The sequence below is a fragment of the Microbacterium sp. genome, assembly GCF_048259935.1.
In the GTDB taxonomy this organism is placed as follows: Bacteria; Actinomycetota; Actinomycetes; order Actinomycetales; family Microbacteriaceae; genus Microbacterium.
The window spans coordinates 384,089-400,819 of the sequence record NZ_JBLXHF010000001.1; the positions used below are offsets into that span (position 1 = coordinate 384,089).

A 16,731-nucleotide genomic window follows, 5' to 3' on the forward strand; every position below is an offset into this window, starting at 1 on the left:
ATGCTAGCGGGGTCGGATGCCGAAGCATCCGACCCCGCGCAGGAATCTGTGAATCAGCTGATTATTCGCCGACTCCGACCGGCTCTTCGTCGTTTCCGCCACCTGCGGCGACCAGAGCACGGACGTCTTCGGCGACCTTCGGGTCGACCTGGCCCCAGTACCAGAAGAAGCGCTCCTGGATTGCGGGAACCGTCAGCGCGTCGTACTGGCCGGCGAGCGTCTCAATGAAGCGCTGGCGCTCCTCGGCGTTGAAGACATCATTGATCAGCGTGCGTGCCTGACCGAAGTCATCGTCCTCGGAGTGCAGGGTCGCAGCGGAGCGGATCAGCGCGCCGTCCGACTCCCAGCTCGCCTCGACGCCACGCGCCGGGTCAGCCTGCGGGCCACCGGCAGCGCCGTACGAGTTCGGGGTGTAGACCCGGTGCTCGGCGGTGTTGTAGTGGTACTGCATGTTGCCCTCGTGCATGTAGTTGCTCGTGTGGGCGGCGTGCGGCTGGTTGACCGGCAGCTGGTTGTAGTTCGTGCCGATGCGGTAGCGCTGTGCATCAGGGTAGGAGAACACGCGGGCCATGAGCATCTTGTCGGGCGAGATGCCGGTGCCTGGGACCTGGTTGCCGGGCGAGAAGGCGGCCTGCTCGATCTCGGCGAAGAAGTTCTGTGGGTTACGGTTCAGCGTGAACGTGCCCACCTTGATGCGCGGGTAGTCCTTCTTCGACCAGATCTTGGTCAGGTCGAAGGGGTTGAAGCGGTAGTCCTTGGCCTCGTCGTACGGCATGACCTGCACGTAGACGTCCCACGACGGGTTCTCGCCGCGCTCGATGGCCTCGTACAGGTCGCGACGGTAGTAGTCGGCATCCTGACCGGCGATGCGCTCTGCCTCATCGGCGAACATGGGCTCGACGCCCTGCTGGCTGAGGAAGTGGTACTGCACCCAGAAGCGCTCACCCGCGGCGTTGACCCACTGGTAGGTGTGCGAGCCGTAGCCGTTCATGTGACGCCACGAGCGGGGCAGGCCGCGGTCGCCCATGACGTAGGTGACCTGGTGGGCCGACTCAGGCGAGAGCGTCCAGAAGTCCCACTGCATGTCGGCATCGCGCAGGGCCGAGCCCGTGAGGCGCTTTTGCGAGTGGATGAAGTCCGGGAACTTGATGCCATCGCGCAGGAAGAACGTCGGGGTGTTGTTGCCGACGATGTCGAGGTTGCCCTCGGTCGTGTAGAAGCGCAGCGAGAATCCGCGGACGTCGCGCCAGGTGTCGGGGGAGCCCTGCTCGCCGGCGACCGACGAGAAGCGGATCAGCGTCTCGCTCTTCGCGCCGGGCTGGAAGACGGCCGCGCGCGTGTACTGCGAGACGTCTTCGGTGACGACGAACTCACCAAATGCGCCGCCGCCCTTGGCGTGCGGGTTGCGCTCCGGCACACGCTCGCGGTTGAACGAGGCGAGCTTCTCGACCAGGTAACGGTCGTGCAGGGCCGTGGTGCCGTCGGGTCCGCCGGTCAGCGAGTGTGCGTCGCTGGCAACGGGCGTGCCGGTCTGGGTGGTCGTGAAAGTCTTGTCAGTCATTCACTTGTTCCTTTCGCAATCGGAGCAGATGGCTCGGTAGGTCACAGAGGCTTCGATGATCCGCATCCCATGGTCGTGGGACGGATGCAGGCAGGGGGCTTCGCCGACAGCGCACGCGACGTCTTCGACGCGGCCGCACTCGACGCACTGCAGATGGTGGTGGTTGTCGAACTCGTGCTGCACTTCGTAGAGTGCGCTCGCCGCGTCAGGGAGGCTTACCCGGCGCACGATGCCGGCATCGGTGAGATCACCCAGGATGCCGTGCACCGTGGGGAGTGCCACGCCGCTGAGCTTCTCGCGGAGACCGGAGTAGACGGTGTCTGCCGACGCGTGCGGGCGGGCGGTGAGTGCGTCAAGGACAGCGACTCGTTGCACGGTGACTCGAAGACCGGCGGCGCGCAAGCGCTCGGGTGCTTCGAGAGTGTCCATGCCCCCAGGATATCGTTCTTCTGAATCATTCGCAATAATGAATCACTCAGGTTTACCAGCTGTTCAGGTCTTCACTCCCACCGCTCAGGTCGCGAATTGTGCCGCTTTCGCGCGCCCAGAGCGACGTTTATCGCGACCTGAACGACGGGCGGATGCCGAGAGCGCTGCGGATGCGGCGGAGCAGCTCCTCCGGCTGTGAGTAGAGAGCGCTGGTCACTTCGATCACCGTCCAGCCTGCGGCACGCAGTGCGGCGATTCGCTCGACATCTTTGGCGTAGTTCGCCGCATGGATGAGCCCGTGATACTCGATGGCGAGTTTCAGGTCGGGGTAGGTGAGGTCGAAGCATCCGAGGAATCTACCGTGATCGTCGTAGATGTCCTGGTTGAGTGCGGGTTCGGGAAGGCCAGCGCGCAAGATGAGGCATCGCAGTTTCGACTCGCGGGGCGACCACGAGTCCTCGCGGATGAGATCGACCGCCTCACGCAGGCGACGGATGCCTCGGCGCCGGACTCCTGCGATCCGTTCCCGCAGTTCGCTGACTGTCGTCATCGCCGGTGTCCCGACGCCCGGTCTCCCGTACCCGGGACGCCAAACCCGACACAAGTAGTCTCCGAGCGCGACCAGGTCGGGAACGCTCCATGCACCGAGCTGGGCCCACGCGGTCGCGGGGTCTGCGACCAAACATCCGTCGATGTCGACGATTCGGGTAGTGCGCGGATCGGCGCGGTGGGCACGGACCCCTTCCGTGCGGACGAGCGGTCCGGGCCCGAACGTACTCACATGAACCGGAAGCGAGCGGCCATCGACGACTTCGCCGTCATCGAGCACCAGCGGGAGCGGACCACCATGGATTGCCACCGCAGTCTCGTGACTGAAGAACTGGTGCGGCCGCATTCGCGGCGCGTAAACAGCGGACTGCAACCGGCGCTCGGCCGATTGGAGTCCGAAGACATCGAGATCGTCGTGATCGATCGGTGGCTGCGGGCGACTGCGGACACCGTGAAAGGGAGCATCCAGATCGGTGCGGCGCAAGCGACTTCGGCTCGCGCCGGCATCTTCAGCATCCTGGATCGTGAACGCCGTCGCGAGCGTCTCGGGAAGCGGGCCTGGTGTGCGCATCGCTCCACCGTGCCAGCGCTTCGGTCACGGCGCTGGCGCTTTCCACAGGTCGCGCGCCGCGTCTGAGGCAGTGTCTCTCTCGCTCAGGTCGCGAATTGCGCCGCTTTCGCGCGGCCAGAGCGGCGTAATTCGCGATCTGGACGGGGACTGTTGCCCTCGGGAGGCTGCTGCGCGTGACCGTGACCGAGACCGGGCGGCGACCGGGGCTGCGCAGACGCGAGTTATCCACACGCGCGGTGCGGACGAGTGGCTGGGTCGCGAAATGTGCCGCTTTCGCGCGGTCAGAGCGGCGTTTATCGCGACCTGAGCGACGGATGACCGCGGATGCTGCGGACGGGGATGCTGCGCGACCGAACGACCGGCGCCGCAGGGCGGCACGGCAGTCAGAGCCGCCCTGCGGCCTTGAGCTCGAGGTACCGGTCTGCGATCTTGGGCGGGAGGGCCTCCGGGTCGGCGGTGATTGCCTCTCCGCCCGCGCGACGAATGGCATCGGCGACGTTCTCGGCGTCTCGCAGCGTGCGCTCGGCAGCCGCTGCCAGATAGATGTCCTCGCGGGAGTCCCGCGCGGTCGCAAGCGAACCCACCGCGTCATCGGTCACCGAGCCCACCAGGATCGTGGTCGCACGCGATGCATTCGGGAAGGCGCCGAGGAAGCTGCGGGCGGACTCGGCCGCGTCCTGCGCGGTGAGCACGACGATCAGTGAAGGACGCGTCGTCAGCGTGCGGATCTCGGCGAACGCCCCACCCCAGTCGGTGTCGACGAGCCGTGCGTGAACAGGCGCCATCGCATCGGTGATCGCCTGGAGGAGTCCTGGACCATCGATACCCGTGACCCGGCCGCGCACCACGCGGTCGTACATCAGCAGGTGCACGTGGTCTCCCGCTCGTGCCGCGAGCGCTGCGAGCAGGAGTGACGCCTCAAGCGCGGCATCCAGACGCGTGCCATCGCCCACCCGGGCCGCTGCGGTGCGACCGGTGTCGATGAGGATCACCACATGCCGGTCGCGCTCTGGTCGCCACGTCCGAAGCATCGTCGTGCCGGCCCGTGCCGTCGCGCGCCAGTCGATCGATCGCACGTCATCGCCGCGCACGTACTCGCGCAGCGAGTCGAACTCCGTGCCCTGGCCACGCACCTGGATGCTGGTGTTCCCATCCAGCTCCCGCAGCCGGGCGAGCCGGGATGGCAGGTGCTTGCGCGATGTGAAAGCCGGCAGCACACGCAGTGCACCGCGCACATCGTGCCGTGCCTGCCGTCCGCCCAGACCGAGCGGTCCGCGCGAGCGGATGAAGACGAACTCACTCGTCAGCTCACCGCGGCGACGGGGGAGCAGTGGAACCGTCACCCGCCGGCGCTCACCGGCAGGCGCCACGACGCTCAGCTGGTCAGAGCTCGCGCCCGCCGTCGGCTGCCAGGCATCCCGCACGAGCGCGTGGAGTGTGCGCGGCCCGTGATTATGCAGCGCGACGCTCGCCTCAACGCGCTCGTCGATTCGCGCTCGCGGGGGCACCTGGCGACTGACCGAAACCGTCCGCGCGCTCGCCGCACGCCACACATCGATACCGAGCAGAGCGCAGGCCAGCACGAGCCATCCGCCCACGCCAGCCCACACCGGTATCCCCGCCATCGCGAGTGTGACGACGGGTATGACCCCTATCCCGATGGCGAGGGCGAAACGCGAGGTGATGAACACTTAGATCGGCACCCGTGTCTGCTGGATCACGCTGGCGAGCACGGCGTCTGCCGATACGCCTTCCATCTCGGCGTCCGGGCGAAGCTGCAGGCGGTGACGCCACACGGGCACCAGCATCGTCTGCACGTGATCGGGAGTCACTGCGGTCGAACCGTTCAGCCACGCCCAGGCCTTCGCCGCGGCCAACAGCGCAGTCGATGCGCGAGGGCTCGCGCCGAGCAGCACAGAGGGCGACTGGCGGGTGGCGCGGGCGAGATCGACGACGTAGCCGAGCACTTCGTCGGTGACCTCGACGCGGGATGCGGCATCCTGGGCCGCACGGATCTCCTCAGCCGTCACCGCAGCCTCGATGCCGGTGAGCGCGCGCGGCGAGAACCCGCCGGCATGCAGTCGCAGCACGTTGACCTCGGCGTCGCGCTCGGGCATTCCGACGACGAGCTTCATGAGGAAGCGGTCCAGCTGCGCCTCGGGCAGCGAGTACGTGCCCTCGTGCTCGATCGGGTTCTGGGTGGCTGCAACGAGGAAAGGATCCGGAAGATCGCGGCTGACGCCATCGGCTGAGATCTGTCGCTCCTCCATAGCCTCGAGAAGAGCCGCCTGCGTCTTCGGAGGGGTGCGGTTGATCTCATCCGCCAGCAGGATGTTCGTGAACACCGGCCCCTGACGGAACTCGAACTCACCCGTGCGCGCGTCGTACACGAGAGATCCGGTGACATCTCCCGGCATCAGGTCGGGGGTGAACTGCACGCGCTTGGTGTCGAGGCCCAGCGCGCGCGCGAACGAGCGCACCACGAGAGTCTTCGCGACACCGGGCACACCCTCCAACAGCACGTGCCCGCGCGAGAGCAGGCACACGAGCAGTCCGGTGATCGTCCCGGCCTGCCCGATGACGGCCTTATCGACCTCAGTGCGCACGCGATGCATGGCCTGGCGCAGAGCATCCTCGTCGAAGGCGTTCGGGGTGGTGTCGGTCACGGTGTGTTCCTTTCCACATGCACGGCAGTATCGACCGCCGTCTCGAGTTCAGCGAGCCGGCGGGCGCTATCGACAAGCTCGGAGTCATTCTGCGGCAGGGGGCCTGCGAGCAGCTGATAGAGAGAACCGCGCGGTATGCGCAGCCGATCGGATGCCGCATCGGCGACTTCTTCGGGGGTGGACCGAGCCGTCAGACCGAGGCGTGCGGCGAGGCGGCGCAGCGAGCCTTCGCGAAGGGCCGCGGCTGCGTGCGAGGAATCGCCGGCCTTCGCGGTGAGCCGCGCGCGGCCGTGCATGGTCTCGGAAGCGCGAACTGTGACGGGCAGGGTCTCGGTGACGAGCGGACCGAATCGCTGTCCACGGGCGATCCCGGCGACGATTCCCGCGAGCAGAAGAAGCAGGATCGCGGGAGTCACCCATTCGGGTGTGAGAGTCGCCAGAGTGTCGGAGGACTGGGCCTCGATATCGGTGTCGGCGAACGAGGGCACGTACCAGACAACGCGCTCGGTCTGCCCGAGCAGCGCGAGACCGAGGGCCGCATTCCCGTTCTCGGCGAGGTGCTCATTGCCCAGCAGCCAGGCTCCCTCGAGCAGCGCTGTGCGCGTGCCGTCGCGGTCCGAGATGAGCAGCCCCGCAGCCCCGTCCTCGTCGAAGCATCCGGTGACGCCGTCTGCGGGCGAGAAGAATCGATCCGGCTGCACGGAGCCGACATCGACGAGTTCCGGAACGTCGCATCCGGCGGGCAGAGCCCCGGATGCGGGCGGGGAGGTGTTCTTGCCGAGGTCGAGCAGCCGCAGCAAGCGCGAGGAGCTCGAGAGGAAGACCGTGCGGTTCGATGGCTCGATCAGCGCGCGCACCGCCTCGTCCGAGAGCGTGTACGGATCGGACATCACGAGAGTGGTATCGCCATCGACGGCTGCGATCGCATCGGCACGGGTGCGGGAGACCGTGATCTCGACACCCTGGTCGCGCAGGATCTCAGCGAGAGCGAGCGTGCCCGAGCCCTTCGCGCTCTCGGGATCCAGTCCGCCACGGGAGTCAGGAGCACTGAAGCTCAACGCAGCGATCAGAAGCGCGAAGACGATCACGGCCACTGCGAGAGCCAACCATCCGAGCGCCGACCGGAGCCGGCCGGGCTCGCGTACCGCGGTGCTGGTTGCGGGCTCGACGACGGTCGGCGCGCCGGTCATGCGGCAACCGCCTGTCGCGCGCGGGAGATGAGCTCATCGGTCGCCACCAACTCGCGATACGTCTGTTCAGATGCCGGATGCCGCAGATACCGCACCTCGTCGAACAGTCTGGCAGCCGACGCGAGCTCGTCCCCATGCGCGCCGAGGGCGGCGGCGGCTGCACGGGCGATCGCCTGTGCTGTCGCACCCGGGGTGGGATCGACGATGTCGCGTTCGAGCAGCCCGCGCGCCAGCGCACGGAAGCGGCGGATGATGGCGGCATCCCAATCTCCCTCGCGCGCGCTCCGGTCAGCATCCGCTCGCAGCTGTGCGGCAGAGCGATCATCGCGCTCGCCGAGGAGCTCCCCTCCGCGGCGCTTGACGCGGCGCGACGTGCGTGGTCGTCCCCACAGGATCAGCACGGTGATGAGCGCTGCCACAACAACGATGATCACGATCACGAGAGCGGTGCTGCCGACCTGCTCGCCGGCTTCCGGTGAGAACAGGTCCGAGATGAACTCCGCGACGTCCTCAGCGAGGTAGTCGAACCACGTCGGCTTGGCATCGGCATAGCGCGGGTTCTGAAGCTCCTGCTCCGCCCAGCGGCGAGCTTCGTCGCCATCCGGTGCGTAGGGATCGAGATCGAAACGGATCATGCCTCGCCGGATCCTGGCGCAGTCCACGAGCGTTGCGGGGCGGGCGCTGAGGGCGAGGGAGGCGGCGGAGGCGGCGCGGCTGCTGGCGTCTGCGGCGCCGGGTACTCCTGTGCTGCCGGGTACTGGGGGTCCCAGCCGACCGGCGGCGAAGCGTGCGTCGGCTGCGGCCGCGGGGGTGGTGCGCTGCTGACAGCACGAGCCGGATCGACGGCGAACGGATCACCCAGCTCCTCCGGCGGGGTGCCGAGGTCACGACGCTCGAGATAGCTGATGAGACTGTGGTCGAGGCCTTCGTATCGCATGCGGCAGTCGAGATAGATGAACGCGGCGGCGGCGCACTGCACGACGACGGCGACGGCCTGGAGCACGTACACCAGCAGCTGCGGGGCGACGGTGCCGATGAGCATCATCACGATGGCAGAGGTGTCGTTCATCCCGGTAGGCGAGACGACCGGAATGAAGAGAGACGAGAGCAGCGAGAGTGGAACGCTCACAACGGTGACAGCAGCGTTCATGATGACGCTGATGAGCAGGATCACCGCGAACGTATTCCAGAACCGGCCGCGGGTGAGACGCCACGAGCGCACGAGCGCTTCACGCAGAGACGCATGCTCGAGGACGAGCACAGACGGCACCAGCAGCAGCTTCGTGCTCAGCCACACCCAGAGCGGGATCGCGGCGAGCACGACCAGGATGCCGATGACGACTGTGACGGCGACGCCCTCGCCAGAGCCGCCGACACCGGCCATCACGCCGAGAGCGATGATGCCGCCGACGACGATGATGAGCACGGTGGCAGCCAGCATCTGCAAGACGCTCCAGCCGACCAGGCGCCAGAACGCCGGCCGCATGAGCTGCCACAGGCGTCTGAGCTTCGCCTTCTCGCCGAGCGCCGCGTAGCCGATGTCGGCGGCGACGACGCCCTGCATGACGGCGGTGAACGCGAGGCTGACGAAGCCCATTGCCAGCACAGTGATGGCGTTAATGGCAATGGTGCCCCACATCACGGGGAAGAAGTCCGGGTTGCTCGGAGAGAGCGATTCGAGACGGAAGAAAGTGGCCACCGCAACGCCGCCCACCACCACGAGCGTCACCACGGCGATGACGAGCTGAATGACGATCGCGAAGCCGAACAGGACCTTGGGGTTATGCCGCAGCGCGGCGAACGGCTTGCCCAGCAGTGCGCCGAACTGCAGCGGATGCAGGGGGACGAGCCCCTGCTTCACCGCGGGCGTCCAATTCTGTGCGCTCATCACGTTCCCTCCGAAGGTGCAGAACCATCGTGTCATATCCCGCAATTCCACCGATGAAGAACGCGATGGCGCTACCGTGATCAGAACGTTGTCATGAAGTACGCTGGGAAAGACCGCGTTCAGTCTTCGTCCGAAAGGCGGCGCGCTGCGTAGAAAGATGGGGCTGGGATCAGATGACCTCACGGATCCTCGTGGTCGACGATGACACCGCGCTTGCGGAGATGATCGGCATCGTGCTGCGCACAGAGGGCTTCGAGCCGGTGTTCTGCGCCGACGGCGCCAAGGCAGTCGAACAATGGCGCACCCAGCATCCCGACCTCGTTCTCCTGGACCTCATGCTTCCGGGGATGGACGGGATTGAGGTCTGCACGCGCATCCGGGCCGAATCCGGCATCCCGATCATCATGCTCACCGCGCGGGGCGACACCGCAGATGTCGTGCGCGGGCTCGAGGTCGGCGCCGACGATTACATGGTCAAGCCGTTCAATCCGAAGGAGCTGGTCGCGCGCATCCGCACGCGTCTGCGTCCGGTCACACAGGCGACGAGTGAGATCCTTCGCATCGGCGACCTGGTCGTCGATGTCGACGCACACGAGGTGCGGCGCGGCTCCACGCCGATCCCGTTGACCCCCCTCGAGTTCCAGTTGCTTGTCGCTCTGGCATCCAAACCTCAGCAGGTCTTCTCACGTGAGATGCTGCTCGAGCAGGTCTGGGGTTACCACTACAAGGCCGATACGCGGCTGGTCAACGTGCATGTCCAGCGCCTGCGGGCCAAGGTCGAACTCGACCCGGATGCGCCGAAGATCGTCATGACGGTTCGCGGCGTGGGGTACCGGGCCGGAAGCGTCAGCTAGGAGACAGGGTGATCGCGACCACTGCGACTCCCACCACCGTCGTACTGTGGCGCGACCCGCGTGGCTGGCCAGAAGCGATCGCCGATATGTGGCGACGCTCGCTCCGATTTCGCACGATCACGATCACGCTGCTGCTGACCTCACTGTCGATCTTCATCACGAGCCTGATTATGGCTCTGGTGATCCAGAACAACCTGTTCGAGTCGCGCCGCGATGAGGTGCTCTCGGATGCGCTGCGTGCGGTCGCCGAGGCGCAGAACACGCTGGACTCCGCAGAGGTCACTGATGACCCCCAGGGGCTGCGTGCACTGTGGGCCGATGTGCAGGACACGATCCCTCGCGCGTCCTCATCCACTCACGTCGCGGTGTACTCGATCGGCGACATTCCGGTGGGCACCGGTGTGCGCGGATTCACCACCGACCTGAGAGCGGATCTGCTCAGCGACGGGCTGCGTGAACGAGTCATCTCCTTCCCCGACCGGCAGTCGTGGCAGTCGGTGGCGATGCCCATGCCAGACGGGTCCATGGCCCCGGGGATCGTGGTGGGCCAGCAGCTGTTCGTGCCGGAGGTGGGGGCGTTCGCCGTATACATCGCCTACGACCTGGCAGATTCGCAGAACACGCTCCAGTTCGTGCAGAGCACGCTCTGGGCCGCGGGCCTCGTTCTCATCGCGATCATCGCCGGGATCTCCTGGGTGGTGCTGCGTCTGGTGTCCAAGCCGATCATCGAAGCGGCAGAGACCAGTGCCAGGCTGGCCTCGGGAGACCTCGAAGTGCGGCTTCCTGTTCACGGTGAAGACGAGCTGGCCACCCTTGCCCAGTCGTTCAACGCGATGGCCGACAGCATCGAGGCACAGATCAAGGAACTCGGCGAGCTCTCGCTCGTGCAGCAGCGCTTCGTCTCGGACGTCTCGCACGAGCTGCGCACACCGCTGACGACCATCCGTCTCGCCGCAGACATGCTCAACGATCAGCGGGAGCAGTTCGACCCGACGATGAACCGCACGGCCGAGCTGCTGCATACGCAGGTGCAGCGGTTCGAGACCCTCCTCAGCGACCTTCTCGAGATCAGCCGCTACGACGCGGGCTCCGTGCAGCTCGAGCTCGAGCCGACCAGCCTCGCCGAGCTCGCAGAAGACATCATCGATCAGATGGAGCCGCTCGCCGAGGAGCGCGGGTCGGAGATTCGGCTGGTCGCGCCCGGCGGATATTCACCGGTCGACATGGATCCGCGTCGTGTGCGGCGAGTGCTGCGCAATCTCGTCGGCAATGCGATCGAGCATGGAGAGGGGCATCCGGTGGTCGTCACCGTCGACAGCAACCAGTACGCGGTCGCCGTCGGCGTGCGCGACTTCGGGCTCGGGATGAAGCCCGAAGACGCCGAACGCGTCTTCGACAGGTTCTGGCGCGCCGATCCCTCGCGGCAGCGCACGATCGGGGGCACGGGCCTTGGCCTCTCGATCGCGCTGGGAGATGCGAAACTGCACGGCGGAACCCTCGGTGTGTGGTCGGAGCTCGCCATCGGGACGAACTTCGTCCTCACCGTGCCGCGTGACGGCCGAGTGCTGGAGGGGCCATCGCCGGTTTCTGTCGAGCCGCAGGAGTCGCTGGTCGACGTCGGAGGAACGACGCAGCCCATTCAGCTCACTGAACTGCGGGAGATGTACTTCACCCCGCCGACAGACAATGCCGGGGAGGACCGATCATGACTCGCACACGTCGTTCTCTCGGCCTGATGGCGCTCGCCACCCTCGTCGCGGCTCTCACCGCATGCACGAGTCTGCCGATGTCGGGAGAGGCCAATGCCGGGCTCTCGGTGGACGACGTCGATTTCGATCCTGACATCAGCCAGATCGCTGCCCGCCCCTTGGAGGGCGCGAGCCCTGAGCAGATCGTCGAAGGATTTCTGGATGCTGCGCTCACGCCCGATAACGGCTGGGCGATCGCTCGCGAGTTCCTGACTCCTCAGCTGGCGGACACCTGGCGTCCGAGCGCCGGAGTGTCGATCGATTCCGGAGCGCCCGCGCGAGAGTTCACTGCCGACATCGACGGTGAGGAGGAGACCGCGGCGAACGCGGACGTGCGCGTGGTGCTGGACCAGGTCGCTCGCATCGATGAGGCCGGCCAGTACACCGAACTGACCGGCGATGACGCGGTGGCCTCGTTCCAGGTCGAGCGCAACGATGATGGCGAGTGGCGGATCGCGGTCGCCGACGACGGGATCTTCCTGGACGCTGAGGCTTTCTCGCAGGTGTATCGGCGGTACTCGCTCCAGTATTTCGATCACAGTTGGACGCATCTCGTGCCCGACGTGCGCTGGTACCCCCGGCGGCAGACGGTCGCCACGACGCTCACGCAGGCTCTTCTCAACGGCGAGCCCAGCGAGTGGCTGGCGCCGGCCGTGCGCAGCGCGATTCCTGGAGACGTCACCCTCGCTCGCGACGCCGTGCCTATCAGCCCGGAGAAGATCGCGACTGTGGACCTCACCCCGAATGCCTCTGCGCTGGACCCGACGCAGACCGCACGGATGCGGACTCAACTCGAGGCGACGCTGCGACCGGCGGGTGTCACGGAGGTGCGGCTCACCGTCAACGGCCGTGATCTCGATGCAGGGCGGGCCACCATCGAGACGGGGCGCACGGAATCGAGCCCCATGGTCCTCACCGAGGCGCAGTTCGGTACATACATCGGTGAGGAGATCATTCCTTACGACGGCATCACCAACGAGATCGTCGAGATCGCCCCCTCTGTGCAGGCCATCGATGTCGCAGTAGACGACTCGCATGCCGCCGTGCAGCTCAAAAACGGGGAGGTCTTCACGGTGTCTGATGGCCGGGTGGACCAGCTCGATGCGAGACCGGGGCTGATAAAGCCGTCCATCGATCCCTACGGATTCACATGGTCGGTGCCGGCGTCGGCGCCCCAGGCGCTCACCGCGTGGCAGTCGGACGTGACGCCGATCACGCCAGCCGGTGCATTCCCCGATGCCTCGGCGATCTCGGCGGTCCGTGTTGCGGCGGACGGTGTGCGCCTCGCCGCCGTGATCACTGTCGGCGGGCAGCGCTGGCTCGCGCTCGCCGTGATCGTACGTGACCAGAACCAGGTGCCGGTTGAGATCGGGCCCGCGCATCCGGTGGCACAGATCGAAGGCGAAGTCATGGGGATGTCGTGGATCGGCGATGACACTCTCGGAATACTCGTGGACTCGGATGCTGCGCGTGTGATGCTGACGCAGAAGGTCGGCGGACCGGGAACGGAAGCCGCGGCGCCCGCCCAAGCAATGGCGATCTCGGGCGGACGCACATCGGTGGCCGTGCGCATTCTCGACGAGGCAGGCGTTCTCTTCGCTCAGCGAGGCACGACCTGGCAGATGAGTCTGGCCGATGTGCTCGTGCTCGGCTCGCACGCAGGGCAGTAGCCACTCCTCCTGCACAGGCGCAGCGTCTGCACAGATCACGTCGCACGGGTGATTCTGCGGTGCCTGATCACTCATGATCGACGCATGGGCGAGTGGAAGACACTGGTGGATGAGCTTGCGGCGTTCATGCTGTCGGGGAGCTGTGCGGGCTGTGACGCACCGGGAACCCTGCTGTGCGCGCAGTGCCATGGCGAGCTCGACGCGCACGTGACGGCCGCATCGACGCCCGATGGACTGGAGGTCACGGCAGCCTTCCCATTCGAGGGTGTCGCAGCCCGCTGCATCCGCCGCATCAAGGAGGACGGCGAAACCGTCCTCGCTCGTCCTCTCGGCGCGGCCGTGGCGGTGGCAGGAGAAGAGCTCCTGCGCCGGCATCCGAAAGCGGTGCTCGTGCCGGTGCCGACGAGCAGGGCCGCGTTCCGACGGCGGGGATACCGGGTGCCGGAGCTGCTGATGCATCGCGCAGGTCTCACCCCGTCGCGCCTCCTCACGCAGACCCGACGAACTCAGGATCAGCGCGAACTCGACCTCGAACAGCGACGTCAGAATGTGGCGGGCAGCATGCGTGCGCGACACGCCCGGGGTGCGCAGGAGATCCTGCTCTTCGATGATGTCGTGACCACGGGAGCAACGCTCGACGAAGGGGCGCGAGCCCTGCGAGACGCAGGATTCCGGGTGTGCGGGGCCCTCGCTCTGGCAGCGACCCCCAGACGCCGCGAGCTCTGAGCAAATTCATGGTGAATGGTTCGTGACAAGCAGAGGAACGGGGACTACGGTAGGGGGTCACAAGGCGACCACGGTCCGCCCTTGGCCGGGAGGACCGGGACAAGGAGGCAGCAATGGAAACAAGCATCGTTGGCGTCGGGGTGGGTATCACCGATCGCTTCCGAACCGTTGTCGAAGAGAAAATCGCCCGTATCCAGCAGCTCGCAGCGAAAGCGCAGCGGCTGGACGTCAAGGTCACGCACCGTGCCTATCGCGGCGGTCGCGTTCCCGATGAGACCGTGGAACTCACCCTTGTGGGCAAGGGGCCGGTCGTTCGCGCCGAGGCCGTTGACGGCGACAAGTTCGTCGCCCTCGACCAAGCCGTCGACAAGATGTCCGAGCAGTTGCGCCGCGCGAAGGAGAAGCGCGTCGATGGTCGTCACCACCCGCGCGGGGCGCACTTCGAAAAGGAAAGCGGATCGATCGAAGGGATCGATGTGCAACCCGCATCCGTCGAAGTGTTGCGCGCCGTCGCTACCGGTGCCGTTCCGATCCAGAACGACGAGGAAGAGATCTACTCGCCCGTCGTCATCCGGACCAAGAACTTCGATGCCGAGTGGATGACAGTCGAAGAGGCGGTCGACCGGATGGAGCTCGTCGGTCACGACTTCTTCCTGTTCGTCGATGCCCGCACCGATCACCCGAGCGTCGTATACCGGCGCAAGGGATGGGACTACGGTGTGATCTCACTGACCACCCAGGCCTCGCCTGAGGAGGCCGAAGCCCTCGCATCCTGATCTCGAAGAAGCGGCCCGCTCCAGTGATGGAGCGGGCCGCTTCTTCGTTCAGACTCAGTCGAAGTCGTTCAGACTCAGTCGAAGATTCCGTCCAGGATGCTGCCGATGACAAGGCCGCCCATGATGCCGCCCATGATGTCGCCGCCGCCTCCACGGCGGCCGCCGCCCCATCCGTCGCCGCCCCAGCCCTGCTGCTGCGGGCGGGCCGAGTCGATGTCGCGCTGCGCGAGCTGCAGTGCCTCTGCGGCGAGCTGGGCGACGCGACGGGATGCCGCAAGCGCCTGCTCGCGGGTCTCCTCAGGCCGGATCATCTCTGGGATGTCGATCCGAAGACGCTCTGCTTCAGCGAAGCGAGTGCGGGCATCCGCGCCGATCCAGCCGCGGTGACCGGAGATCAGGCCGCGAGCGACGCCGAGCTGGCGGTCGGCGTCATCGAGCGAATGCTGCACCTGGGCGACGCTGGGCAACGGGTTCTGTGCGCGATAGTGGGCCTTCGCAATGGCGTCATCGAGAGCAGTGTTCGCGTTGCGCAGCTGGGTCAGCTCGGCGAACGGGTCATTCCGTGCGCCCGCGGGAGACAGGGCTTCCAGCGCACGCTCCAGGTTGCTCACGGCCGTCGCGACCGCCGTGACGTTGGGAGCATTGCGCGCTGCGACGATGTCTCCGCGTGAGTCGGCCACGACTTCGGCGAGGGTGGACTCTGCGCGCAGTGCTTCGATCTCGAAGTCCTCCACGGCATCCATCAATGCGCCTGCGCGCCTGGTCGCCTCGGTCGCTGTCTCGAGCGCGAGGTTCGCCTCTTCGTTCTGGCGTGCGGCGCGGCGGCGCTCCGAAACATCGGCGCCGTGGGTGGCGAAGGAGATGAGCTGCTCGGCCTCACCGGCAGATGCGGAGATCTGCTGCATCGCGGAGTCGGAATAGCGCGTGGACAGGCGCTCGATCGCGGAACGGGTCTGTGGGATCCGTGCGGCCAGAGCTTCGGCATCCGCGCGCACCTTCGCGATGATCTGCGGCGCCTGGCGCACGCGAGAGATCGATTGCGCGAGGGCTGCGGTCTTCTCGTCGAGCAGATCCTCTGCCCAATCGCACAGCTGCACGATGCGAGCGTTGCGAGTGCGCAGCTCTTCGTCGGTGTCGGGGATCTCGTCGTGGTTGAGCTGGTGCAGCTGGAACGCTTCGCGCAGGTGCGTCCGCACCGAGTCGAGAGCGGCCTTCAGATCCTTGGTCATCGAGACGCCGAGCTCTGCCTCGGCGAAGGCGAGCTCGTCATTCGCCGTGCGAATGCGCTCGTCGGCGGCGACGAGCGCCTGCTCGGCACGGCGGGCGAGATCGGCATCCTGTGCCGCCTGCACGGCCTCTTGCTCACGTTTGCGCTTACCCCAGAAACCGGCCATGGGTTGATCCTACTTTCCGTATGCCATGTGCGGGCTGTGGGTGGTTGCAGCCGGCTGGCGCACGGTCGGATTTATCGCGCAGCCGCCCGGCTCGACGGTCGTCCGCGTTTGGGATGCTCAGTCGCGAGCTCCAGTCCCATCCCGGAGAGCGGATGCAGCGCGAGGCGCGCCTCGATGTGATCGAGCCATCGGAGCTCGGCCTCGGCGGTGAAGATCATCGAGTCCATGACGAGCGACCAGGCGAGTCCCGCTGCGTCTTCGGCGTCGCCGCCGGTATAGGTGGCGTGCTGCACGCTGTGCAGGTGCGCGAGTGACGCGCGCCGCTGTGCGTGGATGACCGCGGTGGCATCGACGCCGGGGAGGGTTGCAGCCACCGCGAGCTTGAGCGCGAGCTCGTCGCGCGTCGCCTGGGCGCGCACGACGGGGGAGGAGAGCCACTGGGCGACCTCCGCGGATCCGGCATCCGTGATCTGCCAGTACACGTGACCCTGCTCATCGGCGTCGCCGCGGTCGACGAGGCCATCGCGCTCAAGGCGCTCGAGGGTGTTGTAGATCTGGCCGACGTTCAAGGGCCATGTCGAGCCCGTACGGCGATCGAACTCCGCCCGCAGCTGATAGCCGTAGCATGGGCCCTGGTCGAGGATCGCGAGCAGGCTCTGACGAACGGACAAGAAGACCTCCTGAAGTGATTTCTCAGTAAATATATCTG

General features: G+C 66.6%; 15 protein-coding genes. 5 read left to right on the top strand and 10 right to left on the bottom strand.

Annotated features, from left to right (window positions below; genetic code table 11):
* Positions 1–61 precede the first annotated feature (61 nt).
* The 8 genes from ACN0RC_RS01745 to ACN0RC_RS01780 form a co-directional block, all read right to left on the bottom strand.
* Positions 62–1,561, bottom strand: a complete 1,500-nt coding sequence (locus tag ACN0RC_RS01745) for a catalase (protein ID WP_417508329.1) — start codon at positions 1,559–1,561, stop codon at positions 62–64.
* The gene (locus tag ACN0RC_RS01750) at positions 1,562–1,990 is read right to left on the bottom strand and encodes a Fur family transcriptional regulator (protein ID WP_417508330.1); all 429 of its coding nucleotides are present in this window, start codon (positions 1,988–1,990) and stop codon (positions 1,562–1,564) included.
* Between the two features lie 127 nt (positions 1,991–2,117).
* Positions 2,118–3,110 (bottom strand): hypothetical protein, encoded by a 993-nt coding sequence (locus ACN0RC_RS01755; RefSeq protein ID WP_417508331.1) that lies wholly within the window; start codon positions 3,108–3,110, stop codon positions 2,118–2,120.
* A gap of 383 nt (positions 3,111–3,493) precedes the next feature.
* Positions 3,494–4,801 (bottom strand): DUF58 domain-containing protein, encoded by a 1,308-nt coding sequence (locus tag ACN0RC_RS01760; protein ID WP_417508332.1) that lies wholly within the window; start codon positions 4,799–4,801, stop codon positions 3,494–3,496.
* Positions 4,802–5,725: an AAA family ATPase gene (locus tag ACN0RC_RS01765; protein WP_417508602.1), complete on the bottom strand. Its 924-nt coding sequence runs from the start codon at positions 5,723–5,725 to the stop codon at positions 4,802–4,804. It abuts the gene before it with no gap.
* A gap of 47 nt (positions 5,726–5,772) precedes the next feature.
* A complete protein-coding gene (locus tag ACN0RC_RS01770) occupies positions 5,773–6,966 on the bottom strand; it encodes a DUF4350 domain-containing protein (protein WP_417508333.1) in 1,194 nt (397 codons plus the stop codon).
* Entirely contained in the window at positions 6,963–7,601 is a 639-nt protein-coding gene (locus ACN0RC_RS01775; protein ID WP_417508334.1) for a DUF4129 domain-containing protein, read from the bottom strand. The genes ACN0RC_RS01770 and ACN0RC_RS01775 overlap by 4 nt, the downstream gene beginning before the upstream one ends.
* Positions 7,598–8,854 carry a glycerophosphoryl diester phosphodiesterase membrane domain-containing protein gene (locus tag ACN0RC_RS01780; protein WP_417508335.1) on the bottom strand — a complete coding sequence of 419 codons (1,257 nt, stop codon included), beginning with the start codon at positions 8,852–8,854 and terminating at the stop codon, positions 7,598–7,600. The genes ACN0RC_RS01775 and ACN0RC_RS01780 overlap by 4 nt, the downstream gene beginning before the upstream one ends.
* 173 nt (positions 8,855–9,027) lie before the next feature.
* On the opposite strand from ACN0RC_RS01780, the gene mtrA reads away from it, so the two are divergent.
* From mtrA to hpf, 5 genes are all read left to right on the top strand, one after another.
* Positions 9,028–9,708 carry an MtrAB system response regulator MtrA gene (gene mtrA / locus ACN0RC_RS01785; protein WP_417508336.1) on the top strand — a complete coding sequence of 227 codons (681 nt, stop codon included), beginning with the start codon at positions 9,028–9,030 and terminating at the stop codon, positions 9,706–9,708.
* Between the two features lie 8 nt (positions 9,709–9,716).
* Positions 9,717–11,417, top strand: coding sequence for an MtrAB system histidine kinase MtrB (gene mtrB, locus ACN0RC_RS01790; RefSeq protein WP_417508337.1), 1,701 nt, complete (start codon positions 9,717–9,719; stop codon positions 11,415–11,417).
* On the top strand, positions 11,414–13,126 hold the full coding sequence (locus ACN0RC_RS01795; protein ID WP_417508338.1) for a GerMN domain-containing protein: 1,713 nt from the start codon (positions 11,414–11,416) through the stop codon (positions 13,124–13,126). Before mtrB ends, ACN0RC_RS01795 begins: the two co-directional genes overlap by 4 nt.
* An 84-nt stretch (positions 13,127–13,210) precedes the next feature.
* A complete protein-coding gene (locus ACN0RC_RS01800; RefSeq protein ID WP_417508339.1) occupies positions 13,211–13,852 on the top strand; it encodes a ComF family protein in 642 nt (213 codons plus the stop codon).
* Between the two features lie 113 nt (positions 13,853–13,965).
* Entirely contained in the window at positions 13,966–14,628 is a 663-nt protein-coding gene (gene hpf, locus ACN0RC_RS01805; protein ID WP_417508340.1) for a ribosome hibernation-promoting factor, HPF/YfiA family, read from the top strand.
* A 74-nt stretch (positions 14,629–14,702) separates the two neighbouring features.
* Here hpf and ACN0RC_RS01810 read toward each other — a convergent pair whose 3' ends face one another.
* Together ACN0RC_RS01810 and ACN0RC_RS01815 are read right to left on the bottom strand one after the other, a co-directional pair.
* Positions 14,703–16,022, bottom strand: a complete 1,320-nt coding sequence (locus ACN0RC_RS01810; RefSeq protein ID WP_417508341.1) for a hypothetical protein — start codon at positions 16,020–16,022, stop codon at positions 14,703–14,705.
* A gap of 71 nt (positions 16,023–16,093) precedes the next feature.
* Complete coding sequence (locus ACN0RC_RS01815; protein ID WP_417508342.1) at positions 16,094–16,693, bottom strand: PadR family transcriptional regulator; 600 nt, start codon at positions 16,691–16,693, stop codon at positions 16,094–16,096.
* Positions 16,694–16,731 lie beyond the last annotated feature (38 nt).

What these genes read in the sequence shown, in the direction of transcription:
- ACN0RC_RS01770 (WP_417508333.1), bottom strand. Translation starts at nt 6,966, where the DNA reads ATGACCGGCGCGCCGACCGTCGTCGAGCCCGCAACCAGCACCGCGGTA.
- ACN0RC_RS01810 (WP_417508341.1), bottom strand. Translation starts at nt 16,022, where the DNA reads ATGGCCGGTTTCTGGGGTAAGCGCAAACGTGAGCAAGAGGCCGTGCAG.
- ACN0RC_RS01745 (WP_417508329.1), bottom strand. Translation starts at nt 1,561, where the DNA reads ATGACTGACAAGACTTTCACGACCACCCAGACCGGCACGCCCGTTGCC.
- ACN0RC_RS01755 (WP_417508331.1), bottom strand. Translation starts at nt 3,110, where the DNA reads ATGCGCACACCAGGCCCGCTTCCCGAGACGCTCGCGACGGCGTTCACG.
- ACN0RC_RS01775 (WP_417508334.1), bottom strand. Translation starts at nt 7,601, where the DNA reads ATGATCCGTTTCGATCTCGATCCCTACGCACCGGATGGCGACGAAGCT.
- ACN0RC_RS01750 (WP_417508330.1), bottom strand. Translation starts at nt 1,990, where the DNA reads ATGGACACTCTCGAAGCACCCGAGCGCTTGCGCGCCGCCGGTCTTCGA.
- ACN0RC_RS01780 (WP_417508335.1), bottom strand. Translation starts at nt 8,854, where the DNA reads ATGAGCGCACAGAATTGGACGCCCGCGGTGAAGCAGGGGCTCGTCCCC.
- hpf (WP_417508340.1), top strand. Translation starts at nt 13,966, where the DNA reads ATGGAAACAAGCATCGTTGGCGTCGGGGTGGGTATCACCGATCGCTTC.
- ACN0RC_RS01765 (WP_417508602.1), bottom strand. Translation starts at nt 5,725, where the DNA reads ATGCATCGCGTGCGCACTGAGGTCGATAAGGCCGTCATCGGGCAGGCC.
- ACN0RC_RS01795 (WP_417508338.1), top strand. Translation starts at nt 11,414, where the DNA reads ATGACTCGCACACGTCGTTCTCTCGGCCTGATGGCGCTCGCCACCCTC.
- ACN0RC_RS01800 (WP_417508339.1), top strand. Translation starts at nt 13,211, where the DNA reads ATGGGCGAGTGGAAGACACTGGTGGATGAGCTTGCGGCGTTCATGCTG.
- mtrA (WP_417508336.1), top strand. Translation starts at nt 9,028, where the DNA reads ATGACCTCACGGATCCTCGTGGTCGACGATGACACCGCGCTTGCGGAG.